Origin of the sequence: Agromyces bauzanensis, from assembly GCF_014645655.1 — a bacterium.
Lineage (GTDB): Bacteria > Actinomycetota > Actinomycetes > Actinomycetales > Microbacteriaceae > Agromyces > Agromyces bauzanensis.
The window spans coordinates 1-25,205 of sequence record NZ_BMMD01000001.1 but is presented as its reverse complement, the minus strand read 5'-3'; the positions used below and the strand labels follow the sequence as shown (position 1 = coordinate 25,205).

The 25,205-nt window shown below is 72.2% G+C and carries 26 protein-coding genes and 1 rRNA gene; 9 read left to right on the top strand and 18 right to left on the bottom strand.

The features are described from left to right. Positions 1-15: 15 nt before the first annotated feature. From rsmA to rsmI, 5 genes are all read right to left on the bottom strand, one after another. Entirely contained in the window at positions 16-909 is an 894-nt protein-coding gene (gene rsmA / locus IEX31_RS00135; RefSeq protein WP_188741416.1) for a 16S rRNA (adenine(1518)-N(6)/adenine(1519)-N(6))-dimethyltransferase RsmA, read from the bottom strand. Next, positions 906-1,814 carry a TatD family hydrolase gene (locus tag IEX31_RS00130; RefSeq protein WP_188741415.1) on the bottom strand — a complete coding sequence of 303 codons (909 nt, stop codon included), beginning with the start codon at positions 1,812-1,814 and terminating at the stop codon, positions 906-908. The genes rsmA and IEX31_RS00130 overlap by 4 nt, the downstream gene beginning before the upstream one ends. Then, positions 1,811-3,370: a methionine--tRNA ligase gene (gene metG / locus IEX31_RS00125; protein WP_188741414.1), complete on the bottom strand. Its 1,560-nt coding sequence runs from the start codon at positions 3,368-3,370 to the stop codon at positions 1,811-1,813. The genes IEX31_RS00130 and metG overlap by 4 nt, the downstream gene beginning before the upstream one ends. 67 nt (positions 3,371-3,437) lie before the next feature. Further along, positions 3,438-4,565, bottom strand: coding sequence for an NADP-dependent oxidoreductase (locus IEX31_RS00120; RefSeq protein WP_188741413.1), 1,128 nt, complete (start codon positions 4,563-4,565; stop codon positions 3,438-3,440). Between the two features lie 111 nt (positions 4,566-4,676). Beyond that, complete coding sequence (gene rsmI, locus IEX31_RS00115; RefSeq protein ID WP_188741412.1) at positions 4,677-5,501, bottom strand: 16S rRNA (cytidine(1402)-2'-O)-methyltransferase; 825 nt, start codon at positions 5,499-5,501, stop codon at positions 4,677-4,679. A 119-nt stretch (positions 5,502-5,620) separates the two neighbouring features. Between rsmI and IEX31_RS00110 the strand changes: the two genes are divergently transcribed. Next, positions 5,621-7,288: a dolichyl-phosphate-mannose--protein mannosyltransferase gene (locus IEX31_RS00110; protein ID WP_229661995.1), complete on the top strand. Its 1,668-nt coding sequence runs from the start codon at positions 5,621-5,623 to the stop codon at positions 7,286-7,288. Between the two features lie 56 nt (positions 7,289-7,344). Beyond that, a complete protein-coding gene (locus IEX31_RS00105; protein WP_188741411.1) occupies positions 7,345-8,313 on the top strand; it encodes a YeiH family protein in 969 nt (322 codons plus the stop codon). Positions 8,314-8,348: 35 nt separating this feature from the next. Here IEX31_RS00105 and IEX31_RS00100 read toward each other — a convergent pair whose 3' ends face one another. The 6 genes from IEX31_RS00100 to IEX31_RS18565 form a co-directional block, all read right to left on the bottom strand. Further along, on the bottom strand, positions 8,349-9,314 hold the full coding sequence (locus tag IEX31_RS00100) for an NAD(P)-dependent alcohol dehydrogenase (protein ID WP_188741410.1): 966 nt from the start codon (positions 9,312-9,314) through the stop codon (positions 8,349-8,351). Further along, entirely contained in the window at positions 9,311-10,309 is a 999-nt protein-coding gene (locus IEX31_RS00095; RefSeq protein ID WP_188741409.1) for an NAD(P)-dependent alcohol dehydrogenase, read from the bottom strand. The genes IEX31_RS00100 and IEX31_RS00095 overlap by 4 nt, the downstream gene beginning before the upstream one ends. Further along, the gene (locus IEX31_RS00090; protein WP_188741408.1) at positions 10,306-10,551 is read right to left on the bottom strand and encodes a helix-turn-helix transcriptional regulator; all 246 of its coding nucleotides are present in this window, start codon (positions 10,549-10,551) and stop codon (positions 10,306-10,308) included. Before IEX31_RS00090 ends, IEX31_RS00095 begins: the two co-directional genes overlap by 4 nt. After that, positions 10,545-11,009, bottom strand: coding sequence for a hypothetical protein (locus IEX31_RS00085; RefSeq protein ID WP_229661994.1), 465 nt, complete (start codon positions 11,007-11,009; stop codon positions 10,545-10,547). The genes IEX31_RS00090 and IEX31_RS00085 overlap by 7 nt, the downstream gene beginning before the upstream one ends. Positions 11,010-11,149: 140 nt before the next feature. Then, positions 11,150-12,325, bottom strand: coding sequence for an FAD-dependent oxidoreductase (locus IEX31_RS00080; RefSeq protein WP_188741407.1), 1,176 nt, complete (start codon positions 12,323-12,325; stop codon positions 11,150-11,152). Positions 12,326-12,413: 88 nt separating this feature from the next. Further along, positions 12,414-12,686, bottom strand: a complete 273-nt coding sequence (locus IEX31_RS18565; RefSeq protein WP_308423458.1) for an antibiotic biosynthesis monooxygenase family protein — start codon at positions 12,684-12,686, stop codon at positions 12,414-12,416. Here IEX31_RS18565 and IEX31_RS00070 point away from each other — a divergent pair. The 6 genes from IEX31_RS00070 (at position 12,685) to IEX31_RS00045 (ending at position 17,427) form a co-directional block, all read left to right on the top strand. Next, on the top strand, positions 12,685-13,251 hold the full coding sequence (locus tag IEX31_RS00070) for a cysteine hydrolase family protein (protein WP_188741406.1): 567 nt from the start codon (positions 12,685-12,687) through the stop codon (positions 13,249-13,251). The genes IEX31_RS18565 and IEX31_RS00070 overlap by 2 nt on opposite strands. Before the next feature lie 77 nt (positions 13,252-13,328). Then, a complete protein-coding gene (locus tag IEX31_RS00065) occupies positions 13,329-14,624 on the top strand; it encodes an O-acetylhomoserine aminocarboxypropyltransferase/cysteine synthase family protein (RefSeq protein ID WP_188741405.1) in 1,296 nt (431 codons plus the stop codon). Then, positions 14,621-15,253 (top strand): CoA-binding protein, encoded by a 633-nt coding sequence (locus tag IEX31_RS00060; RefSeq protein ID WP_188741404.1) that lies wholly within the window; start codon positions 14,621-14,623, stop codon positions 15,251-15,253. The genes IEX31_RS00065 and IEX31_RS00060 overlap by 4 nt, the downstream gene beginning before the upstream one ends. Positions 15,254-15,519: 266 nt before the next feature. Beyond that, a complete protein-coding gene (locus IEX31_RS19195) occupies positions 15,520-15,654 on the top strand; it encodes a hypothetical protein (RefSeq protein ID WP_268236934.1) in 135 nt (44 codons plus the stop codon). 105 nt (positions 15,655-15,759) lie between these two features. Then, positions 15,760-17,148 (top strand): L-serine ammonia-lyase, encoded by a 1,389-nt coding sequence (locus IEX31_RS00050; RefSeq protein WP_188741403.1) that lies wholly within the window; start codon positions 15,760-15,762, stop codon positions 17,146-17,148. An 81-nt stretch (positions 17,149-17,229) separates the two neighbouring features. After that, positions 17,230-17,427 carry a hypothetical protein gene (locus IEX31_RS00045; RefSeq protein ID WP_188741835.1) on the top strand — a complete coding sequence of 66 codons (198 nt, stop codon included), beginning with the start codon at positions 17,230-17,232 and terminating at the stop codon, positions 17,425-17,427. Positions 17,428-17,472: 45 nt separating this feature from the next. Here the strand turns inward: IEX31_RS00045 and IEX31_RS00040 are convergent, their stop codons facing one another. The 4 genes from IEX31_RS00040 to IEX31_RS00025 form a co-directional block, all read right to left on the bottom strand. Then, positions 17,473-17,985, bottom strand: a complete 513-nt coding sequence (locus IEX31_RS00040) for a rhodanese-like domain-containing protein (protein WP_188741402.1) — start codon at positions 17,983-17,985, stop codon at positions 17,473-17,475. Between the two features lie 106 nt (positions 17,986-18,091). Beyond that, entirely contained in the window at positions 18,092-19,366 is a 1,275-nt protein-coding gene (locus tag IEX31_RS00035) for a M18 family aminopeptidase (protein WP_188741401.1), read from the bottom strand. Between the two features lie 28 nt (positions 19,367-19,394). After that, positions 19,395-20,327 (bottom strand): J domain-containing protein, encoded by a 933-nt coding sequence (locus IEX31_RS00030; RefSeq protein ID WP_188741400.1) that lies wholly within the window; start codon positions 20,325-20,327, stop codon positions 19,395-19,397. A 302-nt stretch (positions 20,328-20,629) separates the two neighbouring features. Further along, positions 20,630-22,216: a DUF7059 domain-containing protein gene (locus IEX31_RS00025; protein WP_373285478.1), complete on the bottom strand. Its 1,587-nt coding sequence runs from the start codon at positions 22,214-22,216 to the stop codon at positions 20,630-20,632. Positions 22,217-22,360: 144 nt separating this feature from the next. Between IEX31_RS00025 and IEX31_RS00020 the strand changes: the two genes are divergently transcribed. Beyond that, the gene (locus IEX31_RS00020) at positions 22,361-22,696 is read left to right on the top strand and encodes a hypothetical protein (protein ID WP_188741399.1); all 336 of its coding nucleotides are present in this window, start codon (positions 22,361-22,363) and stop codon (positions 22,694-22,696) included. Here the strand turns inward: IEX31_RS00020 and IEX31_RS00015 are convergent. The 3 genes from IEX31_RS00015 to rrf all read right to left on the bottom strand — a co-directional run. Further along, a complete protein-coding gene (locus IEX31_RS00015) occupies positions 22,693-23,085 on the bottom strand; it encodes a DUF3054 domain-containing protein (RefSeq protein WP_188741398.1) in 393 nt (130 codons plus the stop codon). The genes IEX31_RS00020 and IEX31_RS00015 overlap by 4 nt on opposite strands. Positions 23,086-23,101: 16 nt before the next feature. Next, positions 23,102-24,994 (bottom strand): thioredoxin domain-containing protein, encoded by a 1,893-nt coding sequence (locus tag IEX31_RS00010; RefSeq protein WP_188741397.1) that lies wholly within the window; start codon positions 24,992-24,994, stop codon positions 23,102-23,104. Positions 24,995-25,101: 107 nt separating this feature from the next. Continuing rightward, positions 25,102-25,205, bottom strand: a 5S ribosomal RNA gene (gene rrf / locus IEX31_RS00005); the annotation flags it as partial.

The following is a 25,205-nucleotide window of genomic DNA, read 5'->3' as shown; positions in this document are numbered from 1 at the left end:
GGGTCGGCGACGCGTTCATGCTCCGACGGGCGCGGCCGCGGCCCGCGCGATCGCCAGGAAGTCGCCGACCTGCAGTTGCTCACCGCGCGACTGCGGATCGACGCCGGCTCGCCCGAGCACGGCCGTCGCCGTCGCCGACGACCCGCCGAGCACGGCCGACAGCGACTGGCGCAGCATCTTGCGGCGCTGCTGGAACGCGGCATCGACGATCGCGAAGGTCGCCCGCCGCTCGGCCTCGGTTCCCGGCTCCACGCCACGCTCGAACCCGACGAGCACCGAGTCGACGTTCGGCACCGGCCAGAACACCATGCGCGAGACCTGTCCGGCGATCCGCCACGTGCCGTACCACGCGGCCTTCACGCTCGGCGCGCCGTACACCTTCGACCCGGCCTCGGCGGCGAGCCGGTGGCCGACCTCCGCCTGCACCATGACGATGCCCGACGTCAGCGACGGGAAGTGCTCGAGCAGGTGCAGCAGCACGGGCACCGACACGTTGTACGGCAGGTTCGCGACGAGCCGCGAGGGCGCTTCGCCAGGCAGTGCGGTGACGCGCAGCGCATCGTCGCACACGACCGTGAGCTGCGTGCCGGGCTGCATGACACGCACCGTATGCGGCAGCTGCTCGGCGAGCCGACGGTCGATCTCGACGGCGGTGACGGATGCCCCCGCCTCGAGCAGCCCGAGCGTCAGCGATCCCAGGCCGGGGCCGATCTCGAGCACTGTCTCGCCGCGCTGCACGCCGGCGGTCTGCACGATGCGCCTGACCGTGTTGGCGTCGTGCACGAAGTTCTGGCCGAGCCGCTTGGTCGGCGTGACGTCGAGCAACGCGGCGAGGTCGCGGATCTCGGCGGGCCCGAGCAGGCGAGGCGTGCTGTCGCCGCCCTCGGCCGCATGCCGATGCGCATTCACCCCGCTGCCCCCCGCACGGGGTCATCATGCCACGGCCCGTACACGGCGAGGGTGTTCGACGCGACCTGTCCGCAGAACTCGTCGAGGTCGGCGCCGAGCACCCCGGCCATGAAGCGCACGGTGTGCGGCACGAGGTAGGGCGCGTTCGGGCGCCCGCGGAGCGGCACGGGCGTGAGGTACGGGGCATCCGTCTCGACGAGGATCCGGTCGCGCGGCGCCACCCTGAGCGCGTCACGCAGGTTCTCGGCGTTCTTGAACGTGACGTTTCCGGCGAACGAGAGGTACCAGCCCTCGGCGGCCGCGAGCCGGGCCAGCTCCTCGCCGCCCGAGAAGCAGTGGAACACCGTGCGCTCGGGCGCGCCCACGCGGCGCAGTGTCTCGACGACCGCGTCGTGCGCGTCGCGATCGTGGATCTGCAGGGCCAGCCCGTGGCGCTTCGCGATGTCGAGGTGCGCCTCGAACGCGCGGAACTGCGCGCCGCGCCCCTCGTCGCCCGTGCGGTGGAAGTCGAGCCCGGTCTCGCCGATGGCGCGCACGCGCGGCCGGGCGCCGAGCTCGTCGATCGCGGCGAGGGCGTCGTCGAGGGTTCCGGATGCCTCGAGCTCGGGCGCCTCGTTGGGATGCAGCGCCACGGCGGCGAGCAGCCGCGGCTCACGCTCCGCGACGTCGGCCGACCAGCGGCTGGTCGCGACATCCGTGCCCACCTGCACGGCGCCGAGGACGCCGACGGATGCCGCGCGCTCGAGGTGCTCGTGCGCGTCGAGCGGCAGCGCGCCGTCGGCGATCTCGAGGTGCGTGTGGTTGTCGTACACGCCGACCGCGAGCGGCTCGGGCAGCGGCGGGTACTCGACCGCACGCCCGACGTCGCCGCGCGTGCGCAGGTGCTCGGGTTGCGCTCCCCTCACGCACTCACCTCGACGCGCGGGAACAGCGCCTCGAGCGGCGTGACCCGCTCACCGACGCTCCACTCGTGGGCGCGGTCGATGCGCTGCTCGTGCACGGCGCCGGACGCGCCGAGCGCGGTCCACAGCTTCGCCGTCGCCTGCGGCAGCACCGGCGAGAGCAGCACCGCGAGGGTGCCGAGGCCGTGGTACGCGGTGGCGAGCACCGTCTCGAGGCGGGCGCGCTGGTGCGGGTCCTTCGCGAGCGTCCACGGCTCCTCGACGGTGAGGTACCCGTTGAGGGCGTCGACGAGCTCCCAGGTCGACGAGATCGCCTCGTGGATCGCCAGCCGCCCGATCGCCGACCACGAGGCATCCGTCGCCCGTCGCTCGACGGCCGCGATCTCGTGGTCGGCGGCCGAACGTTCGGCGGCCGACGGCACGAAGCCGTCGCAGTAGCGGATGATCATGGCGACGACCCGCGACGCGAGGTTGCCGAATCCGTTCGCGAGCTCCGCCTGGTAACGCGCAGCGAGGTCCTCCCACGAGAACGAGCCGTCCTGGCCGAAGTGGATCGCCGAAAGGAAGTAGTAGCGGAACGCGTCGGAGCCGAACGTCTCGGTGATCTGCTCGGGGGCGATGCCCGTGAGCTTCGACTTCGACATCTTCTCGCCGCCGACGAGGAGCCAGCCGTGTCCGAACACGCCGCGCGGCACCTCGAGCCCTGCCGCCATGAGCATGGCGGGCCAGATCACGGCGTGGAAGCGCAGGATGTCCTTGCCGACCAGGTGCTGCGCCGGCCAGCGGCGCGCGAACTCCGCCTCGTCCTGCCCGTAGCCGACGGCCGTGATGTAGTTGAGCAACGCGTCGAACCACACGTAGACGACATGCGACTCGTCCCACGGCACCTCCACGCCCCAGTCGAACGTCGACCGCGAGATCGAGAGGTCGGCGAGACCCGACCGCACGAACGAGAGCACCTCGTTGCGCGCCGACTCGGGCTGCACGAAGTCGGGGCGCTCCTCGTACAGCGCGAGCAACCGGTCTGCGAACGCCGACATCCGGAAGAAGTAGTTCTTCTCGTGCAGGAGTTCGACGGGCTTGGAGTGGACGGCGCAGACGAGCTGTCCCTCGTACTCCCCCGTGCCTTCGACCAGCTCGGACTGCTGCTTGTACTCCTCGCAGCCGACGCAGTAGTAGCCCTCGTACTCGCCCGTGTAGATGTGGCCGTCGTCGTAGAGCTTCTGCAGGAACTTCTGCACGTTCCGCTCGTGGCGCTCGTCGGTCGTGCGAATGAAGTCGTCGTTCCGCACGTCGATCGTCGCGAGCAGCGGCTGCCAAGCCTCGGCGACCAGCTTGTCGGCCCATTCCTTCGGCGTCACGCCGTTGGCGGTCGCGGTGCGGAGGATCTTCTGGCCGTGCTCGTCGGTGCCGGTCAGCATCCACGTGTCATCGCCCGCCTGGCGGTGCCAGCGCGCGAGCACGTCGGCGGCCACCTCCGTGTACGCGTGCCCGATGTGGGGCACGTCGTTCACGTAGAAGATGGGCGTGGTGATGTAGAACGAGGAGGCGTCGGCCATACGTGCAATCCTATGGGCGCACGAATGGTGCGACCGCCGCGTTACGCCGGTCGCGCGGGGCCTCGGATCACTCCGCCGGTACGTCGCCCTCCGCCCGCGCCACAGCCTCGTGTTCCCGCTCCTCGCGCTCGTGCTCCTCGCGGTGGCGCCGCCGGACGCTCCCATCGGCGAGCGCCGACGGGATCGCCTCCTCGACGTCCAGATGCGCGTGCGGGGTGAGCACGCCGAGCGTGACGTCCTGCTCCTTGAGGTCGGGTTCGCGCACGCGCTGCCCGTGGTAGTCGACCACGCGCAGGCCGAGCACGATCTTGCCCGGCGCCTCCCGCTTGTCGAGCGCACGGTACGCGTCGGCGACCGAGTCGAGCGAGAACACGTCGGCGATCGGCAGTCGGATGCGCCGGGCCGCCGCGAGCGCCGCGACCCGGCCGAGCGCCACCACATCGCCTGCAGAGATGCGTATGGCGCCGTGCTCGTCGACGGCGTCCCAGTCGAGCACCGTGAGGACGCGCGACGAGGGCACTCCGAGCGCCTTCGCCTCTGCGGCCTCGCGGCCGAGGAAGTCGATGAACGCGCTGATCGGCTGCGACGTGAGCGCCCGCACGCGGTCGGCGAGCCCCGGTCCGTATCCCGTCGGGATCACGCCGAACTGGCGGAGAAAGTCGAAGCGCGCCTCGGCGCTCGTGCCGATGACCGTGGCGCCGCGCATGCGTGCGAACTGCGCGGCGAGGCATCCGACCCCGCCGGCGGCCGCGGTGATGACGACGGTGTCGTTCGGCCCGAGCCCGAGGCCCTCGACGGCGTTCCATGCCATGGTTCCCGCCGAGTACAGCGAGCCCGCGACCTCCCAGGAAAGCGCCGGCGGGCGAGGGAGCAGGTTCGCCTCGGGCACGAGCACGTGCGTCGCCTGCGCGCCGTGGTCGACGAAGCCCATGACCTCGTCGCCCCGGCCGAACCGCGACGCGCCCGGGCCGGTCGCGACGACCACGCCCGCGAGGTCGCGCCCCTGCGTGGCCGGCAGCTCAACGGGCCATCGCTCGGGATGCTCACCCCGCCGGATCGAGCTCTCGACGGGGTTCAGTCCGGTCGCGAACACCTCGACGAGCACCTCGCCCTCGCCCGGTTCGGGCGTCGGCATCTCGACGACCTCGAGCACCTCCGGGCCCCCGTGTGCGGAGTACCTCACTGCGTGCGCCATGTCGCACCTCCCCACCGACGTGCGGTACTGCCATTGTCCCCCTCTTGGGGGAGAAACGACAGGGCGACGCGGCGTGCCGGCGGGCGCCGACGCGGGGCCCGGGGCGGAGCCTCAGTCCGCGCGGCGGGCGGCGAGTGCGGCTTCGTAGAGGTCGCGCTTGCCCACGCCGGTCTCGGCGGCCACGAGCGCCGCTGCATCCTTCAGGCGAGTTCCGGATGCCGCGAGCCCGAGCACGCGCTCGAGCGCAGCCGCGGCATCCGCCCGCTTCTCGGGAGCCCCGCCGACGACGACCACGATCTCACCGCGCACGCCGCCCTCGGCCCAGGCGGCGAGCTCGGCCAGGCCGCCACGGCGCACCTCCTCGTGGAGCTTCGTGAGCTCGCGGCACACGGCGGCGGGGCGCTCGGCGCCGAACGCATCAGCGAGGGCAGCGAGGCTGGCCGCGAGCCGCGACGGGCTCTCGAAGAACACGAGGGTGCGGCGATCGCCGGCGAGCTCGGCGAGGCGTCGCGCACGCTCGCCCGCCTTGCGCGGAAGGAAGCCCTCGAACGCGAACCGGTCGGTGGGCAGCCCAGACACGGCGAGCGCCGTGACCACGGCCGAGGGGCCAGGGATCGCGGTGACCTCGACGCCCGCCGCCACAGCCGCCTGCACGAGCGGGAAGCCCGGATCCGACACGGTCGGCATGCCCGCATCGCTCAGCACGAGGAGGTCGCGGTCCTGCGCGAGCTCGACGAGTTCGGCGGCCTTCTGCCGCTCATTGTGCTCGTGCAGGGCGATGAGCCGGGGGCGGTTCGCGATGCCGAGCCCGGCCAGCAGGCGCTGCGTGACGCGGGTGTCCTCGGATGCCACGACCGACGCTTGCTCGAGCGCCTCACGCAGCCGCGCCGACGCGTCGCCGAGGTTGCCGATGGGCGTCGCCGCGAGGATGATCATGCCCCAGTGTCTCAGGGTCGCGCCGCGGGGCCGGGTTGCCTGGCGCGTCTCGGACCGCGGTCCGGGGGCGTGTCCCGGTCCGCGGTGCCCGGCGCCGTCCGATTACGCTGGGCGCATGGGTGCTGAGACCGGGGGCCGCCGACGTGCGCGCATCGCGTGAGGCCGCGGCATCCGTCTACGACGCCCCCGATTCCGGCAGCGAAGCCCCGCGCCCCGTCGAGCGCCGCGGCACGCGCCTCGACGACTGGTGGGCGCGGGTGCTCGCCACGCCGCGCCGGCGCGTGCTCTGGTACTGGGGCGGTCCGATCCTCGTCACCCTCCTCGCCGCGGTGCTGCGGTTCTGGAACCTCGGCCACCCGCAGGCGATCATCTTCGACGAGACCTACTACGTGAAGGACGCCTGGACGCTCCTGCACAACGGGTACGAGTCCGACTGGCCCGACGGCGCCGACGAGGACTTCGCGCGCGGCGACACCGACATCTTCAGCGACGACCCCGCGTATGTGGTGCATCCGCCGCTCGGCAAGTGGATGATCGCGCTCGGCATGGCCGCGTTCGGAGCCGACAGCGCGTTCTGGTGGCGCGCCTCGACGGCCCTCGCGGGCACGGTCGCCGTGTTCGTGCTCGCCATGGTCGCCCGGCGGCTCTGGCCGTCGACGATCGTCGCGGTGATCGCCGCGCTCCTGCTCGCCGTCGACGGCAACGCGATCGTGATGTCGCGGGTGGCCCTCCTCGACAACTGGCTCATGCTGTTCGCGCTGCTCGGGTTCTGGTTCGTGCTGCTCGATCGCGAGGACGCGCGGCGCCGGCTCGAACAGCGACTCGCCACGGCCCGGGCCGCGGGCCGCGATCCGCACTACGGGCCCGCCATCTGGACGCGTCCGTGGGTCGTCGCCGCCGGCGTCGCGTTCGGCGCGGCGTGCGCCGTGAAGTGGTCGGGCCTGTGGTTCCTCGCAGCGTTCGGCCTCTACCTCGTGGTCGTCGACGCCCTGGCCCGGCGCCGGGCCGGCGTGCCGTTCTGGCTCACGGCCGCCGTGCTCAAACAGGGTCCGGTGACGTTCCTCCTGCTCGTGCCGGTCGCACTGGTTGTCTACCTCGCCTCCTGGACGGGATGGCTCGTCACCGACGGCGGCTACTACCGGCACTGGGCGGATGAACCGGGCAACGCGGCGACGGGATGGCTCGCCTTCGTGCCGAACGCGCTGCAGAGCCTCTGGCACTACCACGAATCGGCGTACACCTACCACGTCGGAGTGCACGGCGAGCACCCGTCGCAGTCGAGCCCGCTGTGGTGGCTCATCATGTTCAAGCCGACGAACATGTACTTCGCCGCGACCGAGGACGGGTCGGGCGGATGCGGCGCCGACACCTGCTGGGAGTCGATCATCGGCATCGGCAACCCGCTCGTCTGGTGGGCGGCGGCCGCGGCATCCGTCTACCTCGTGTACCGGCTGGTGCGCCACCGCGAGTGGCAGACGGGCGCGATCCTCATCGGCCTCGCCGCCGGGTACCTGCCGTGGCTCCTGTACCTCGACCGCACGGTGTTCCAGTTCTACTCGATCGCGTTCCAGCCCTACACGATGCTCGCGCTCACGGCCGTCATCGCGCTCATCCTCGGCGGTCGCGACGACCCGGCGTGGCGACGGATGCGCGGCCTCGCGACCGTCGCGATCTTCCTCGGCTTCGTGCTGCTCGTCTCCGCGTTCTACTACCCGATCTGGTCGGCCATGCCGGTGACGCCCCAGTTCCGTCAGCTGCACTTCTGGACCCCGGCCTGGGTGACGTGACGAACGTTTCCGGATCGGATGACGCGACGCGACGCCGCCCCGTACCGCCGGTGTGGATGCCGGGACTCGTGGTCGCGGCATCCGCCGCACTCGTCGCGTGGCTCGTGCACCTGGCCGTTCCGGCGGTGCCCATCCTCACTGCGGCGGTCGCGCTCGGCATCGTGGTGGGGCAGGTGCCCGCGCTCCGGCCCGCGCTCGCGGGTGGACTCGCGCCGGGACTCCGCGTCGCGGCGCGGCGGCTGCTGCGGCTCGGCATCGTGCTGCTCGGGCTGAAGCTGAGCCTGGTCGACATCGCCACGCTCGGCTGGGTGTCGATCCTCACCACGGTCGCGGTGGTCGTCGTGACGTTCGTGGGCACGATCGGGCTCGGGCGGGCGCTCGGACTGCCGGGGCACCAGCCCGTGCTCGTCGCAAGCGGATTCGCGATCTGCGGCGCGTCCGCGATCGGCGCGATGGCGGCCACCGTGCGGGCCCGCGACGAGGAGCAGGCGGTACCGGTCGCGCTCGTGACGCTGTGCGGCACGCTCGCCATCGCCGTGCTGCCCGCGCTGTGGCATCCCCTCGGTCTCTCGACCACGGGATTCGGGCACTGGGTCGGTGCGGGCGTGCACGATGTGGGACAGGTCGTGGCGACCGCCCAGCTCGCGGGCTCGGCGGCGCTCGCGGTGGCGGTCGTGGTGAAGCTCACGCGCGTGCTCATGCTCGCCCCCATGGTGGCGATCACTGCCGCGGTCGAGCGTCGGCGCGCGATCGAGCCGACCGGGCCGCGACCCGCGATCGTGCCGCTGTTCGTCGCGGGCTTCCTCGCCGCGGTGCTGCTCAACACGTTCGTTCCGCTGCCCGAGCCGGTGCTGGCAGGTGCCGACCTCGTGCAGACGGCGCTGCTCGCGACCGCGCTGTTCGCGCTCGGCGCCTCGATCCGGTTCGCCGAACTCGCGCGCACCGGGTGGCGGGCGCTCGTGGTCGGACTCACGTCGTGGGCGCTCGTCGCGGCGCTGGCCTACGGCGCCGTGCTCATCGGGTGACATGCGGGCGAGGTTCGGCGCCGGGCCGCACGACCTCACACCTCGAGCACGAGCTTGCCGCGCACGGTGCCCGACTCGAACCGGGTGAGCGCGTCGGCGGCGCGCTCGAGCGGGAACACCTCGTCGACGACGGGGCGCACCTCGCCCGCGTCGATGCGGCGCGCGAGCTCGGCGAGATCGTCGCCGTTGCGTCGCGCGGCGAGCGACCGAAGTCGCTGCGACACGAACGGCGAGAGGACCGATGCGCGGAGCATGCGACCCATCGGGCCGAACACCTTCCCGCCCTTCCCCGACGACAGCACGAGCGTGCCGCCCGGCGCGAGCGCCCGGCGGAGGCGCCCGAGCGGGTGGTCGGCGACGAGGTCGATGATCACGTCGTACCTGGGCCCGTCGGCCGTGAAGTCCTCGGTGGTGTGGTCGATCACGTGGTCGGCGCCGATGGCACGCACGTGCTCGGCCTTCGACCCGCGGCAGACGCCCGTGACCTCGGCGCCCATGGCCTTGGCGAGCTGCACGGCGAACCCGCCGACGCCGCCCGAGGCGCCGTTCACGAGCACGTGATGCCCCGGCGTCACCCGGGCCAGCCGCAGGCCCTGCAGTGCCGTGGTGCCCGACACCGGCACCGCCGCCGCATGCACGGCATCGACGGTGGCGGGTCGCACCGCCACGAAGTCCTCGTGCACGGCGACGAACTCCGCGTACCCGCCCTGGTCGGACTCGGCGTACACGGGGTCGCCGATGCGGAAGCGGGTGACCCCTGCCCCGATGGCGGCGACCTCGCCCGCGACATCCCGCCCGATGGTCGGCTGCTTCGGCCGCCGGAGCCCGAACGCGAGGCGAACCGCCCGGGGCTCGCCGCGCATCACGAAGTCGTCGCCGGCGCTCACGCCGACGGCGCGCACCCGGATGAGCACCTCGCCGCCGGCCGGCACCGGCGCCGCCACCTCGGCGAGCGCGAGCACCTCGGGCCCGCCGTAGCGGTGCTGGACGATCGCCTTCATGACGCCGCCTTCCGCGAATCGGCGGCGACGGGCCGCACCACCACGCTGCCGGCCTTGTGACCGGTGTCGACGATGCGGTGCCCTTCGGCGATGTCGTCGAGCGGCACCTCGCGTTCGATCGGCGGCCGGAACGCTCCGGATGCCGCGAGCGCGGCGAGCTCCCCCAGGTCGGGGACCTTGTCGGCGTCCTTGCGGAGGCCCGTGAACATGATGACCGCCCTGCGGCTGCCCACTTTCGAGGTGAGCTGCTGGAGCATGATCGCCCAGGACGGCACGGTCGTGAGGTAGGTGCCTCCCGACGAGAGCGCGCGCCGGCAGCGTCGGAAGGTGCTCTTGCCCACGGCGTCGAAGATCACGTCATAGGCGTCGCGTGCGGCCGTGAAGTCCTCCCGGGTGTAGTCGATCACCCGGTCGGCACCCAGTGAGCGCACGAGCTCGACGTGGCTCGGACCGCAGACGGCCGTGATCTCGGCGCCCAGGTGCTTCGCGAGCTGCACGGCCGCGGCGCCGACGCTTCCCGACGCGCCGTTGACGAGCACGCGCATGCCCGGGCGGACGCGCGCCCCGTCGCGGAGGAAGGGCAGCGCGGTCAGGCCGCCGTCGCAGATGGCCGCGGCATCCGTCATGTCCACCGCGGCCGGAAGCGCCACGATCGCACTCGACTCGGGAGTGATGAGCAACTCGGCGTGCCCGCCCGCGTCGACGCCGGTCGCGCCGAACACCCGGTCGCCGACGGCGAAGCGCGTGACCCCCGGCCCGATGGCGTCGACGATGCCCGCGAAGTCGGAGCCCATCACCGACCGTTTCGGCGCCCGGAGCCCGAACGCGAGGCGTGCGAACCACGGCGTGCCCGATCGGGCCGCGCTGTCGGCCGCGCCGATCGAGGCGGCGTGCACCCGGACGCGCACCTCCCCCGCTCCGGGTTCGGGCGTGGGCCGTTCGGCGACGGCGACCACCTCGGGCGGACCGTACCGTTCGTAGGCTGCGACTCTCATGATGCTGCTCCCTGCTGGTCTGAGTTTGGGTCGGGGTACTGGAAGACGTCATCGAGCGGGACCCCGAACACCCGCGCGATCTGGAAGGCCATCTCGAGCGACGGCGAGTACCGGCCCTGCTCGATGGCGATGACGGTCTGGCGGGTGACGCCGAGGCGCTTGGCCAGGTCGGCCTGGGTCATCTCGCCGTGCCGGAACCGGAGCGACCGGATGTCGTTCGTGACCCGCGTGGGCTTCACCACGTCGGCACGCCCTTCCGGTACGCGACGAGCTTCGTGATGCTGAGGAGGACCGCCGAGAGCACGAAGCAGAGGTAGACCGCGTTCGCGATCCAGAACCAGTGCACCTGGAGCATCGCGAGCGCGAGCGCCGCGAGCGCGCCGATCACGACGAACGAGTTGCCGACGCGGTCGCCGAGCCGATCGATCTCCCGGTCGCGCACGTCGGGCGACCGGGTCTCGCTCGGGCTCACGATCTCGAGCACGATGCGCCCGATGATCGCGGCGACGATCGCGCCGCCGATGGTCCAGAGCATCGGCCCGGCGTAGTCGACGTCGTCGATCGCGGTGCCGGCCGCGAGCTGCGGCAGCACGAGGGCGAGGTAGACGCCGTAGCCCGTGATCGCGACCACGAGGAACACCCACGTGCCCTTCTCCTCGTATGACACGGTTTCCTCCCGGATGTCAAGAATGCTCGACATTCAGTGTCAAGCATCTACGACATGATGTCAAGCATTCTTTACACTTTCGGGATGTCGCATCCACGAGTCGAGGTGATCTGCACCGCTGCCGGCGGTGATCGGTGCGGATGGCATCACCTCGACCAGGTGACGCCCGCCGCTCAGCCCACGCGCGAGCCCCCGAGCCCGGTCGGCGAACCCACGCCCGCCGCGACCGCGCGATCAGCGGCGAACAGTTCGGGCGCGCGACCCGACCCGTCGGCGAGGTCCGCGAGGATGCGCCCGATCACGGGCGTGAACTTGAAGCCGTGCCCCGAGAACCCGGCACCCACCACGAGCGGCCCGAGCCGGTCGAGCACGAAGTGCTCGTCTGGCGTCGTCGTGTAGGTGCAGCTGACCGGCACGGCGAGGTCGGCGTCGACGCCCGGCAGCCACTCCCGCGCGTAGCGCTGCAGCGCCGCGAGTTGCTCGGGCACCGCCTCGAAGTCGCGCGCGTCGGGATCGACCACCGGCCCGACGCCGTGCCATCCCGCCTTCACGCCCTCGCCGGGCGAGAGCATCCCGTAGACCGGAGAGAGCCAGTAGTCGTACGCGTCGCCGGCACCCCGGAAGTGGTTGAAGCTCGGCCAGGCCGTCGCCTCGTCGCGCACCGCGAAGTGCGCCGGCTGCTCCTGGGTGACCACGAGCCGCGGCAGGCGCTCGGCGCCGATGAGCTTCGTCGTCCACGCGCCGACGGTCACCACGGCGGTGCGTGCCTCGAACACCTCGGCGACGCCGGCATCGCTGACGGATGCCACGCGCACGAGCCCGTCGTCGACCCCGTCGATGCGTGTCGCCTGCATGCGGTGCCGAACGTCGGCCCCGGCAGCGGCCGCGGTCTCGTGGAGCGCGCGCACCGAGGCATCCGCCCGCACCCGGCCGGCCTGCTCGTTGAACAGCACGCGCGTGTCGAAGCGGATGCCCGGCCAACGCTTTGCGGCCTGCTTCGCGCTCAGGGACTCGGCCGGGATGCCCGCCGCCGTGAGCGCCGCGTGCACGTCGTCGAATGCCTCGCTCGGTCCGTGGTTGGCCACGCCCACGAGATCGAGCAGCGTGGTTCCCGACTCGTCCTCGAGTTCGCGCCAGAGCGGCAGCGCCTCGGCGAGCATGCCGACGTAGGTCGGGTCGGCGTAGGCGACGTTGAAGTTGCGGGTGGCGCCGTGCGAGGCGCCCATGCGGTGCCCGGGCTCCCACCGCTCGAGCAGCACGACCTCGCGGCCCCGCCGGGCCAGCTGCCATGCCGTGGCGGCGCCCATGGCGCCACCGCCCACCACGATCGTCCCGACGCGAGTCACCATGGCGCACAGCCTAGGCGGGCGCCCTGAGGACTTCCGTGAAGTGCGCGACCACCGGGAACGGCTCGTAGAACCCGTGCAGCAGCTCCCGTCAACGCGCGTAGTCCGGCGAGCCCCGGAACCCCTGCTCGTGCGCCTCGACGCTCTCCCAGTGCACGAGCAGCAGGTACGTGTTCGGCGTCTCGATCGATCGCGTGAGGCGAAGATCGACGAAGCCTGGCATCGAGGAGATGATCGGGGCCGCCTCTCGCGATCGACCGTGCGGTGCCCCGAAACACGGCAGGCTGCCTGGTTTCGCACACAATGCGCCAGATCGTCCGGCCGCTGCGGCATCCGGCACCTGAGGGCGGCACCATGGAGGCATGACCGACGCCTTCGACGACACCGCCGCCCTCATCGTGATCGACGTGCAACAGGGCTTCGACGACCCGTCATGGGGCGCTCGCGACAACCCCGACGCCGAGGCGAACGTCGGCCGCCTGGTGCAGGCGTGGTCGGATGCCTCGCGGCCGATCGTGCTCGTGCGCCACGATTCGCGCTCCCCGGGGTCGCCGCTCGCACCCGGCTCCCCCGGCAACGCGCTGAAGGACGTGGTGGCGGATGCCCCGCACGACCTGTTCGTCACGAAGCACGTGAACTCGGCGTTCTACGGGGAACCCGACCTGCACGCGTGGCTCACCGAGCGCGGCATCCGGCAGCTCGTGATCTGCGGCATCCAGACCAACATGTGCGTCGAGACCACCACCCGCATGGCCGGCAACCTCGGCTACGACGTCACGCTGCCGATCGACGCCACGCACACGTTCGACCTCGAGGGCCCCGGCGGCGTCCGTCTCACGGCAGCAGAACTCGCTCGCGCGACCGCGGTGAACGTCCAGGGCGGCGGCTTCGCGCGCGTCGTCACGACCGACGAGGTCGTCGGCGCATGACCCGGGCCACGCGGCATCGGTTGCCCCGCGTTACGACATCGAGCGGATGCCGCCACCGCACGCAGTAGCGTGAGCGCATGGCAGACCGCGAATTCGGCTTCAAGACCCGCGCCATCCACGCGGGCAACATCCCCGACCAGGTGACGGGAGCGCGGGCACTGCCCATCTACCAGTCGACGGCGTTCGTCTTCGACGACACCGCGGATGCCGCGGCCCGGTTCGCCCTGCAGAAGTACGGCAACATCTACTCCCGCCTCGCCAACCCGACGGTCGCGAGCTTCGAGGAGCGCGTCGCGAGCCTCGAGGGCGGCCTCGGTGCGGTCGCCACGGCGAGCGGCCTGAGCGCGCAGTACATCACGTTCGCGAGCCTCGCCGGCACGGGCGACCACATCGTCGCCTCGGCGAACCTCTACGGCGGATCGATCACGCAACTGGATGTCACGCTCCGCCGCTTCGGCGTCGAGACCACGTTCGTGCGCTCGTCGGACCCGGCCGACTACGCCGCCGCGATCACCGACACGACCAAGGCGCTCTTCGTCGAGACCATCGCGAACCCGTCGGGCGAGATCGCCGACCTCGAGGGCCTCGCCGAGGTCGCCCGCGCACACGGCATCCCGTTCATCGTCGACTCGACCATCCCGACGCCGTATCTCAATCGCCCCATCGAGTGGGGCGCCGACATCGTCACGCACTCGGCCACGAAGTTCCTCGGCGGACACGGCACCACCCTCGGCGGCGTGGTCGTGGAGTCGGGTCGCTTCGACTGGCACTCCGACAAGTTCCCGCTGTTCGGCCAGCCCGTGCCGAGCTACGGCGGCCTGCAGTGGTCGGGCAACTTCGGCGAGTACGCCTTCCTCACTCGCCTGCGCGCCGAGCAGCTGCGCGACATCGGGCCGGCGCTCGCACCGCACTCGGCGTTCCTCCTGGCACAGGGCGTCGAGACGCTGCCGTATCGCGTGCAGGCGCACGTCGACAACGCCCGCGCCGTGGCCGAGTGGCTCGAGGCCGATCCGCGCATCGAGCACGTGTGGTGGGCGGGCCTTGCGAACCACCCGCACCACGATCGTGCGCAGAAGTACCTGCCGAAGGGACCGGGCTCGGTGTTCAGCTTCGAGGTGAAGGGCGGCCGGGCCGTCGGACAGCGGCTCATCGAATCGGTGAACCTCGCCTCGCACCTCGCGAACATCGGCGACGCGAAGACGCTCATCATCCACCCCGCCTCGACGACGCACGCGCAGCTCGGCGAGCAGCAGCTCGTCGACGCCGGGGTGCTGCCGGGCGTGGTGAGGATTAGCGTGGGCATCGAAGACGTTGAAGACATCATCGACGATCTCGACCAGGCCCTCACGGCCGCGACAGGAGGCACACGATGACGACGACGGATACCACGACCACTCCGGTCGACGCCACGGCGGATGCCGCGGCATCCACCCCGGCCGACGACCTCGAGACGGTGCGCCTCGTCAACGGCCTCTCCTGCGAGCTGCCGGCGAGCTCGCCGCTCGCGAAGCTCCTGAAGTCGCAGCGCACCTGGGTCGGCCCCGACGCCAAGCAGCGGCTGCGCATCCTGAACGCCGCGAAGTCGATCGCGATCGTGGGCGCCTCGCCGAACCCGGCTCGATCGAGCTACTTCGTGGGCACGTACCTGCAGCAGTCGAGCGACTACCGCATCTATTTCGTGAACCCCAATGCGACCGAGATCCTCGGCCAGCCGGCGTACGCAAGCCTGGCCGACCTTCCCGAGGTGCCCGATATCGTCGACGTGTTCCGGCGCGCGAGCGACATCCCGAGCGTGATCGACGAGGCCCTCGCGATCGGCGCGAAGACCGTCTGGGTGCAGCTCGGCATCTGGAACGAGGAGGCCGCACGCTACGGCGAGGAGCAGGGGCTCACGGTGGTCATGGATCGCTGCGTCAAGGTGGAGCACGCGCGCTTCCACGGCGGGCTGCACCTGCTCGGCTTCGACACGGGCCAGATCACCTCGCGCAAGACGATTCGCTGACGCAACGGCGTCGCCGTCGGGCCACCGATCCTCGACTGGGCATCTTGTCGATCCCGCCTGAGGTGCGATCGAAGGATGCACGACGATGTCGAGTTCTCCGATGACCCTGCACGACTCGATGGCGATCGCATCCACGCCTGGCTCTCCGAGGAGTCGTACTGGGCGATGGGTCGTCCTCGGGAGGCGCACGACGCCGCGCTCGAGGCGTCCCGCAACTTCGGCGTGACGCCCGCGGACGCGGACGCGGAATCGGCGTCATCGACGGCGTGGCCGCGGCACTCGAACCGCTCGGGCTGCGACGCGCCATGCTCAGGACGCTCGACGCGCCCGGGCTCTACGCGAAGTCCGGGTTCGGGCCGGGCGCGAACCCGGGGGAGTTCATGGAGCCCCAGGGCGGCTGACCGAAACCGGAGCGTGGGCCTCTCCGTGCGTCAACGGCCCCTGCGGCGCACGATCCTGCGACCTCACGCCCGATCCGTGCGCGGATTGCCACGTAGCCTTGGAGCGTGACAGCGTTCGTCTCAGCCCTCGATCTGTTCTCGATCGGGATCGGGCCCTCGAGTTCCCACACGGTCGGCCCGATGCGGGCCGCTCGTGCCTTCGCCGAGCAGCTCGCGCGGGACGGCCTCCTCGAACGGGTCGCCCGCATCACGTGCTCCCTGTACGGCTCGCTCGGCGCGACCGGCCTCGGCCACGGCACCCCCGACGCGGTCGTCGCGGGACTCGCTGGCCTGAAGCCAGACGACTGCGACCCCGACCAGGTGCGCGGCGCGTGGTCACGGCTCGGCCCCGAGGGCGGCACCGTGTGCGTCGCGGCGCGGCATCCGATCACCATGACCCGGGCCGACCTCACGCTCGAGCCGCGCACGCGACTGCCCGGGCATCCGAACGCGATGACCCTGCAGGCCTGGGGCGACGACGACGCGCTCCCGCTCGCCGAGGAGACGTACTACTCGGTCGGGGGCGGGTTCATCCGCCGGGAGGGCGATGCGACGAGGGAGGCGGAGGCGCTGCGGCATCCGCTCCCCTACGACACCGCCGACGAGCTGCTCGCGCTCTGCGAGGAGCACGGCGTGTCGCTCTGCGACATCGCGCGCTCGAACGAGGTCGCGGTGCACGGCGAGGACGGCATCGACGCCGGGCTCGATGCGATCTGGGCGGCCATGGCCGAGTGCGTCGAGCACGGGCTCGCCACCGAGGGCACGCTGCCCGGCGGACTCGGCGTCAAGCGCCGCGCGCCCGAGGTGCGCCGTCGGCTGGAGGAGTACGACCGCGACGCTGCGCCCACCGCCGAGCTTCGCGACACGTCCACCGAGTGGCTGCACGCGTTCGCGCTCGCCGTCAACGAGGAGAACGCGGCGGGCGGTCGCGTCGTCACGGCGCCGACGAACGGCGCCGCGGGCATCATCCCCGCGGTCGGGCACTACTACCTCCGCTTCGTTCCCGGCGCGGATGCCGCCGGCATCCGCCGCTACCTGCTCACCGCTGCCGCGATCGCGTCGCTCGTGAAGAAGAACGCGTCGATATCGGGCGCAGAGGGCGGCTGCCAGGCGGAGGTCGGGTCGGCGTGCGCGATGGCCGCCGGAGCGCTGTGCGCCGTGCTCGGCGGCACGCCGCGGCAGGTCGAGAACGCCGCCGAGATCGCCATGGAGCACCACCTGGGGCTCACCTGCGACCCCGTCGCGGGGCTCGTGCAGGTGCCATGCATCGAGCGCAACGCCATCGCCTCGTCGACTGCGGTGTCGGCCGCCCGTCTCGCCCAGCACGGCGACGGCACGCACCTCGTCTCGCTCGACACCGTGATCGAGACCATGCGGCAGACCGGACTCGACATGATGACGAAGTACAAGGAGACGAGCGAGGGCGGCCTCGCCGTCAACGTCATCGAGTGCTGATCGAGTCGGCGGCCGCGGATCGCGCGTGTCCCCCATTCTGGCCGCTCGCGCGACGGTCGCACCATCTGGCAACCTGACGGGATGGAAACCCCCGACCCGAACGTCACCGACTTCCTCAACACCGCCGGCCTCATCGGCCTCGTCGTCGGCCTCGTGATCTACCTCGCGATCCTGGCCCTGATGCTCTGGATCGGATACCTCATCATCAAGGCCGCCGTGCGGAACGGCCTGCGCGAGCACACGCTCTGGCTCGAGCAGCGCCGGGGTCCACTGCGCTGACGCCGGCTTCGGCGCTGACGCAGGCTCCGGCACTGACCCGGCGGCTCAGCACGCGCAGGTGATGTCGGCGTTCACGACCGTGCCACCGGCGAGGCCGGTCTCGGCGACGTTCGTGAGCGCGTCGGGCGGCAGCTGCGCGAGCCCGTCGGCGGTGTCGAACGCGAAGCCCTCGCGCACCCAGTACTCGAAGCCGCCGATCATCTCCTTCACGGGGTACCCGAGCAGCGCGAATTCGAGAGCGGCGCGGGTGGCACCGTTGCATCCGGGGCCCCAGCAGTAGACGACGACCTGGGTGCCGGCCGGGATCCGCTCGGCGGCCTCCGCCGCGATGCAACGCCGCGGCAGGTGCAGCGCGCCCGGCACGTGGCCCTGCGCCCACGACTCGTCGCTGCGCGTGTCGACGAGCACGAACCCGGGCTCGGGCTCGGCGAGCGCCGCCGCGACATCCGACACGTCGGCCTCGAAGCCGAGCCGGCCCCGGAAGTGGGCGATCGCGTCGGCCTGCGTGGCCACGTGCTCGAAGAGATCGGATGCCGCGTGCGTGGTGGTCTGGGTCATGCCTTCACCCTCGCATCCGCGTGCGGGCGGCGGCGCGTGAAATCGTGCCGCCGTGCCGCGAGATCCCGCCATGTCGCCGGCTCGCTGCTCCGTGGCGCGGCGGCCCTCAGTCCGCAGGTGCGAAGAACGCCGCGACCGCCGCGGCGAGCGCGACCAGGTCGTCGACGTGCGCGAGTTCGCGAGCGGAGTGCATCGAGAGCAGCGGCGTGCCGACGTCGACCGTGCGGATGCCGAGGCGCGTGGCACTCAGCGGGCCGATCGTCGACCCGCACGGGATCGAGTTGTTCGACACGAACGGCTGCGTGCCGACGCCGCCCTGCCTGCAGACCCGGGCCCACAGCGCGGCACCCACGGCGTCGCTCGCGTAGCGCTGGTTCGCGTTGAGCTTCAGGAGTGGCCCACCGCCGAGCCGCGGGCGGTTGCCGGGGTCGTGGCGTTCGGGGTAGTTCGGGTGCACGGCGTGGCCCGCATCGGAGGAGAGCAGCCACGAGTCGGCGAAGGCGCGGCGGCGCGCCGTCGCGTCGGCGCCGAGCCCTGCCGCGATGCGCACGAGCACGTCCTCGAGGAACGGCCCGCTCGCGCCCGAGCGCGACTCCGAGCCGAGCTCCTCATGGTCGAACGCCGCGAGCACGCTCACGTGCCCGGCGTCGGCGGGGGCGGCGAGCAATGCGACGAGCCCGGCGTGCACCGAGGTGAGGTTGTCCATGCGACCGGCCGCGAAGAACGCATCGTGGAGCCCGAACCGCTCGGGGGCCTGCGTGTCGGCGACGAGCAGGTCGTGTCCGCCGACGTCGCCGAGTTCGACACCCGCGATTCCGACGAGGTGCGCGAGCAGGTCGCCCGCGGTCGCCGAGCCCCACACGGGCTGCAGGTGCCGCTGCTTGTCGAGGGTGAGCGCTTTGCTCACGTCGCGGTCGAGGTGGATCGCCAGTTGCGGGATGCGCAGGAACGGTCCGGTGCGCACGAGGTGCTCGGCGCCGTCGCGGGTGACGATGCGGCCCGCGAGCTCGAGCTCGCGGTCGAGCCACGAGTTCAGGAGCGGGCCGCCGTACACCTCGACGCCCGCCTGCAGCAGGCCCTCGGCGGTCGGCGACGGGCCGGGCTTCAGCTTGAACGAGGGCGAGTCGGTGTGCGCGCCGAGAATCCGGAACGGCGTCGTGTCCGTCGCAGCCTCGGGCTGTACCCACGCGATGACAGCGCCGTCGCGCACGACGACGCGCCGGCCGGCCGTGGACGGCCACTCGTCGCGCTCCTCGAGGCGCTCGAACCCGTCGGCCCCGAGCCGCGCGGCGACCGCTGCGGCCGCGTGGTACGACGACGGGGATTCCCGGATGAAGTCGGCGAAGTCGGCGATGTGGGCGTCACGATCGAGCTCAGGCACCCCTCCATCCAACACCCCGATGCCCCGGCTACGCGAACCGCACGACCGCCTGCAGGCGCGAGCGCACCTCCATGACCTCGGTTCCGCCGAGGTGCGCCGACCCCGGGATCCCCTCGCGCACCGCGCTCGCGAGCCGGGAGCTGCGAACGAGGGACACGACAGCGCCCCGGATGCTGCCGCCGAGCTCGAGCGGCTCGGGCGCGTGGTCGTCGGGCACGACGATGACGAGTGCGGTCGGCTTCACGCGCGCGGCCCGCCCGATGGCCCTGGCACGCGCGGCGAGCGCACGGAACGGCCGTTCGCCGGCGAGCGCCTCGCCGACGAGCTCCCCTCGCTTCAGCGCGACCGGCGCGCCCCAGTCCTCGGACTGGATGGCGATCAGTCCCGTGGGCCCGAGCACGAGGTGGTCGAGCTTCGGCGGCAGGCCGGGGCCTGCGGCATCCGTCGCCACGTCATGCCAGACGGTGTAGGCGATGCCGAGCGTCGACAGCGCCCGCGCCGTCGACTCCTCGGCGAGCGCGTCGGCCAGGATGTGGCGGATGTCGCGGGGCGCGCTGCGCACGAGTGCGGGATCGTAGGGGTCGGCCAGAGTCACGCCACGGCCCGCCCACTCGCGGATGCGGTCGAGGTACAGCTGGCGCGTCAGGCCGCCCGGGTGGCCGTACGAGCGGGCGAGCGGCCGCGAGTCGCGCGGGCGGCGCGGTGCCGCCGGGGCCCAGGCCTCACGCGTGGGCGACGGGGTCGCGCCGACGGTCCCCCGGTCGAATGCCGCCCTCGCCTCGGGCGTGCCCACGAGTTCCCACGCGCGCTGCACGGCGTGGAACGCGGCCGAGTCGCCGCCGGTGTCGGGGTGCGCGTTGCGCAGCGCCCGGCGGTACGCGAGGCGGAGGGCTGCGGCATCCGCATCGGCGGAAACGCCCAGGATCTCATACGGGGAGTCGGAGAGCGGACTGTCGGCCATGGGCTCGCTTTCGGAGTGTGCGACCACGAGACTACCGCCGCCGACTCGACGATCGCCGAGTCGTGGCGCTCCCGGTTCCGAGGGATGCTCGACGCTGGACTCCGGGCAGGCGCGGCGGGGCCGCGAAGGGGGGAGGCGTCGGTTCGATCGCAGCGCCGTGGGGCCGCTCGTCACGACCGTCATCGTGAGCTTCATCTCGGCGTGGGTGTCGCGCTCGCCACGCAGGCGATGGTCATGGCGCTCATCATCGGCGCCTGGCCGCCCGCCGTCACCGCGTGAGCCGCGGATGCCCCGACGAGGGGTCATTCGTCGGGCGGTAGGAGCAGCATCCCGTCGTCGATGAACGCACGCACGGCCGGCAGCAGGTCGGCGCCCAGGGCCGCCTCATCCACCTCGAGGAGCTGCGCGATGGCCGAGACGACGGCCCCGACTGTGAGCTCGCCGTCGCACGCACCGACCTGCGCGGCGAGTCCGGTGTCGAGCTCGACCACACGCCCGAACCCGCCGCCCTGCCGCAGGAGCATCGCCGTCGGATGCTCCTCACCCGGCCAGTGGTGGCGCTCCTCGGTGACGTCGCCGGCGACCGTGAGCCGGGTCTCCGACAGCGCCCGGTCGTCGAGCGCCGTCTGCCGGTCGTGCGCCGCGATGCAGGCCGCGAGGTGCACGCCGAGGCCGCCCGGGCTCGCGCCGAGCGGCCCGTGCCGGCGTTCGATCCGGCCGAGGCGCGCACCGTGCGCCGAGAGCGCCCGCCCCGCGCCACGTCGCAGCAGCACGTAGCCGAAGCCGATCTCGCGCACCCCTCGTCGCTCGAAGTCGTCGAGCCAGGCTTCGTAGAGCCGATCGAACTCGTGGCTGCCGGGGCGCGTGCCGCCGTCGCGAATCCATGTCTCGGCGTACTCGGTGACGCGCTGCACCTCGCGTTCGACGATCCAGTACTCGAGCTCGCCCGCCCAGTCGCGCAGCCGGTCGAACGCATCGTCACCGTCGCGGACCTCCCAGTTGCCGAGGAGCTGCGCCACGCCGCCCGGGCGCAGGTGCTCGGCGGCACCGCACATCACCGCCTCGACGATGGCATCGCCGACGAGGCCGCCGTCGCGGTACTCGTACTCGGGCACGCCGGCCACGCGCGGCGTGATCACGAACGGCGGATTCGACACGATGCGGTCGAACCGCTCCCCAGCGACCGGCTCGAACAGGCTGCCGAGCCGGAAGTCGACACCGTCGATGCCGTTGAGCTCGACGTTGAACCGTGCGAGCCGCAGCGCCCGCGCGGAGATGTCGGTGGCGACCACCTGCGACGCGAACCGCGAGGCGTGCATCGCCTGGATGCCGCAGCCCGTGCCGAGGTCGAGCACGTGCTCAGCCGGCGTCGGCAGCATGAGCCCCGACAGCGTCATCGACGCTCCCCCGACGCCGAGCACGTGCTGTTCGCCGAGCGGGCCGCCGAGCGCGAGCTCGCCGAGGTCGGAGACGATCCACCAGTGCCCCTCGCCGTGCGCGTCGGTGAACGCGTACGGTCGAAGGTCGAGCCGAGCGCGCACCGATGACCCGCCCGCTTCGCGCGCCACGAGACCCAGTCGGGTCGCGCCCTCCAGCCCGAGCGACGGGAGCGCCCCGGCGGCGTCCGCGGCGGGCACGGGCAGGCCGAGCACGAACAGCTCCGCGAGCGTCGCCAGGGCGGCGGATGCCCCGTGGCCCGTGCGTCGGGCGTCGAGCACGCGACGCGCCGGCACGCGTTCGCCGCGATGCAGTGCGGCCGCGGCATCCGCGCCCCAGAGCGCCTCGAGCGATTCGACCGTGAATCCGGTCGCTTCAAGATCGGCGCGCAGGAGCGCCACGAGCTCGGCGGTGCGACGTCGATCGGTCGTCGGGTCGGTCACGTCGTTCACCGCACCATTCAACCGCAGCGCCGGGCCGAGAGATCGTCACGTGCGCGTCATCCGCCGTCCATCTGAGGACGACCGGCGTAACCCGCACGTCACACGGTCCACGTAGCGTTGGCTACGATCGAATCAGCGAGGGGAGGTCGCGACGTGGCTGAGGCATCGACGCTGGAACGCCTGCGGCAGGACGCACGCGACGAACTCGCCGCACTCATCGAGCTGCGCTGCCGGCTCGGCGAGGACCCGTGGATCTTCCTCCCAGAGCTCCCCTCGGTCGACGAACAGGTCGTGTCGACGCTTCGCGAGGAGCGCCTCCATTCCGAACGCTGGAGCCCTGCTCGCGCCCGGGCGTACCACCCGACGGCCCGTCGCGGCGACGCCTCCCGCTTCGAGTACGAGCTGCTCCGCGAGATCGCCCTCGACCATCCCGACCTCAGCACGGCCGTGTGGTCGTTGCTCGACCGCGTCGACCGGCTCAGTCGCTAACGCCGAGCAGTGGGCTGCCGTCGCATCAGCGTGGCGAGGCCCCGCGAGCCGACGAGGAACAGCCCGAGCGTCAGCGTCGCGACGATGATGAACGCGACGGCCGTGCCCTGTCCGCCGGCGAATCGGAGCAGCATGCCCACGACGAGCGTGGCCACCCAGATCACGACTCCCGTGGGCCAGACGGCGAGCGGATGACGCCACGCCCGTGCCCCGGCCCAGCCGACCGCGAGTCCGGCGAGGAACGGCCAGGCCGTTCCCCAGACCCCGGCGAGCGTCAGCCCCTCGGCATGGCTCATCCGGCCGACCACCGCGAACCCGACGACGAGCACCGCGTCGACGACGAGTGCCCCGACGATGCCGCCGGCCGAGATCCCACGCCGTTCGATCATCCGACCATCCTATGGATCAGCGGTCGGGTGCCAGCGCCACGAGGTCCGCGGCGCTGTGCACCGGCAGCGCGCACACGAACGCCTGGCATCGGTATGCGGTCGGCCGCCGCTCCGAGGCGATGCGCGCCTCGAACAGCTCGAATCCGGCTGCGGCGAGGGCGCGCGCCTGCGACTCGGTGACGATGGTGGCGACGGATGCCTCGTGCCGCCGCGTCGCGTCGAGGAGGGTCTCCGAGCCGGGTTCGACCGCTTCCCCGGGGTGACCGTCGGGCGTGACCGTGACGAGCTGCACCAGGGGTTCCGCGAGCCGCGCCATGACAGCGAGCGCCCCGCCGAACGCGATGGGCCGCTCCACGGCCATGCCGGCGACCGACCGCATCGCGCGCTCGGCGAGCTCGAGGTACCGGTCTCCCGCGCCGAGCGCGTGCAGGCGCCAGGCGGCCTCGGCGCAGGCCGTGACGCCCGACGGAGTGGCCCCCTCGGCGGGATCCGGCGGCAGCGCCAGACCACGTGCGACGAGCACCGGGTCGCCTCCGGCCGGCGCGGCGAAGGGAGCCGCTGCATCGGCCGGAGCCGCGTCTGCCGCGCGGTCGATCAACTCGCGGGCGGTCGTCGCGTACCGCGCCTCGCCCGTGGCAGCGGCGAGTTCGAGCAGCGCGCCCGCGAACATGCCGGTGTCCTCGAGCGTCGCGGCCGCCGGCGACAGCACGCCGTCGAGTGACGCACGTACGAGCGACCCGTCCCCACGTCGATGGTGCTCGAGCAGGTAGTCCGCCGCCCGCCGCGCCGCCGCCACCGCGTGGGCACGGTCGAACACGAACCCCGCCCGGGCGAGCGCGCCGATGGCGAGCCCGTTCCATCCCGTCAACACCTTCGTGTCGAGTGCCGGTGGTTCGAGCCCCTCGCGGCCCGCGGCGTCACGATGGTAGTACCCGCCCTCGCTGCGCTCGCCGTCGATAATGCTCTCGGAGTCCTGGGCGCTCGCGAACCCGCCCGACGGAAGCTGCATACGCTCGGTGAGGAACCCGATGACGCCGTCGGCGAGCGGTTCGACGAAGTCGGGCGACGCCTCGCCCCGACCGAGCTCGGCGACGACACCGAGGAGCAGCGCGTTGTCGGTGAGCATCCGTTCGTAGTGCGGCTCGCTCCAGTCGGCGCGGGTCGAGTACCTGAAGAACCCGCCCTCGACGGGGTCGCGGAGCGGCGAGGCGCCCATGCGCTTGAGCGTCCGCGACGCGAGCCCACGTCCGTGTGGTCCAGAGCGGGTGAGGAAGTCGAGCACTGGAGCGACGGGGAACTTCGGCGCGCGTCCGAAGCCGCCGTGCACGCGGTCCTCGTCGACGGCGAGCATCGCTGCGGCGGACTCGAGTCGGGCACGATCCGGCAGGTCACCGGACGTGTCGGCGACGGATGCGGCATCCAGCGCCCTGGCGACGGCCCGCGCGGTCTCGTCGAGTTCGCTGCGACGCTCGCGCCACGCCTCGGCGACGGCGGCGAGCACGTCGGGAAACGCGGGAACATCGCGGACGCCGCGGGGTGGGAAGTACGTGCCCGCGTAGAACGTGCGACCGTCGGGCGTGGCGAACACCGTGAGGGGCCAGCCGAGTTCGCGGGTGAAGGCGGAAGCCGCGGCGAGGAAGCTCGCGTCGACCTCGGGGTGTTCCTCGCGGTCGACCTTGACGGCAACGAACCACTCGTTGATGAGACGAGCCGTATCCGGATCGCTGAAGCTCTCCCGCGCCATGACGTGACACCAGTGGCACGTGGCGTAGCCGATCGAGACGAGCACGGGCACATCCCGTCGGCGTGCCTCGGCGAAGGCCTCCTCACCCCACGGGTACCAGTCGACGGGGTTGTCCGCGTGGGCGCGGAGGTATGGGCTCAGCGCGTCCTTCAGGCGGTTCGGCATGCCTTCAGCGTACGGGCGGATGCCTCGGACGATCGCGGGCTTGACGACCATCGTGGAAGTCAACTGAGGAGAGCCGCCCAACCTTGGGCGGCTCTCTTCGAAAGAATGTCCGGCGGTGTCCTACTCTCCCACAGGGTCGCCCCTGCAGTACCATCGGCGCTGCGAGTCTTAGCTTCCGGGTTCGGAATGTGTCCGGGCGTTTCCCTCGCGC

Excerpts from the sequence above, each read along its gene's own strand:
- IEX31_RS00065 (WP_188741405.1), top strand. The coding sequence starts at position 13,329 with ATGGCAGACCGCGAATTCGGCTTCAAGACCCGCGCCATCCACGCGGGC.
- IEX31_RS00095 (WP_188741409.1), bottom strand. The coding sequence starts at position 10,309 with ATGAGAGTCGCAGCCTACGAACGGTACGGTCCGCCCGAGGTGGTCGCC.
- IEX31_RS00120 (WP_188741413.1), bottom strand. The coding sequence starts at position 4,565 with ATGGCGCACGCAGTGAGGTACTCCGCACACGGGGGCCCGGAGGTGCTC.
- IEX31_RS00105 (WP_188741411.1), top strand. The coding sequence starts at position 7,345 with ATGCCGGGACTCGTGGTCGCGGCATCCGCCGCACTCGTCGCGTGGCTC.
- IEX31_RS00015 (WP_188741398.1), bottom strand. The coding sequence starts at position 23,085 with ATGATCGAACGGCGTGGGATCTCGGCCGGCGGCATCGTCGGGGCACTC.
- IEX31_RS00060 (WP_188741404.1), top strand. The coding sequence starts at position 14,621 with ATGACGACGACGGATACCACGACCACTCCGGTCGACGCCACGGCGGAT.
- IEX31_RS00080 (WP_188741407.1), bottom strand. The coding sequence starts at position 12,325 with ATGGTGACTCGCGTCGGGACGATCGTGGTGGGCGGTGGCGCCATGGGC.
- metG (WP_188741414.1), bottom strand. The coding sequence starts at position 3,370 with ATGGCCGACGCCTCCTCGTTCTACATCACCACGCCCATCTTCTACGTG.
- IEX31_RS00010 (WP_188741397.1), bottom strand. The coding sequence starts at position 24,994 with ATGCCGAACCGCCTGAAGGACGCGCTGAGCCCATACCTCCGCGCCCAC.
- IEX31_RS00040 (WP_188741402.1), bottom strand. The coding sequence starts at position 17,985 with ATGACCCAGACCACCACGCACGCGGCATCCGATCTCTTCGAGCACGTG.
- IEX31_RS00085 (WP_229661994.1), bottom strand. The coding sequence starts at position 11,009 with ATGTCGAGCATTCTTGACATCCGGGAGGAAACCGTGTCATACGAGGAG.
- IEX31_RS18565 (WP_308423458.1), bottom strand. The coding sequence starts at position 12,686 with ATGCCTCCATGGTGCCGCCCTCAGGTGCCGGATGCCGCAGCGGCCGGA.
- IEX31_RS00030 (WP_188741400.1), bottom strand. The coding sequence starts at position 20,327 with ATGGCCGACAGTCCGCTCTCCGACTCCCCGTATGAGATCCTGGGCGTT.
- IEX31_RS00070 (WP_188741406.1), top strand. The coding sequence starts at position 12,685 with ATGACCGACGCCTTCGACGACACCGCCGCCCTCATCGTGATCGACGTG.
- IEX31_RS00100 (WP_188741410.1), bottom strand. The coding sequence starts at position 9,314 with ATGAAGGCGATCGTCCAGCACCGCTACGGCGGGCCCGAGGTGCTCGCG.
- IEX31_RS00045 (WP_188741835.1), top strand. The coding sequence starts at position 17,230 with ATGGAAACCCCCGACCCGAACGTCACCGACTTCCTCAACACCGCCGGC.
- rsmI (WP_188741412.1), bottom strand. The coding sequence starts at position 5,501 with ATGATCATCCTCGCGGCGACGCCCATCGGCAACCTCGGCGACGCGTCG.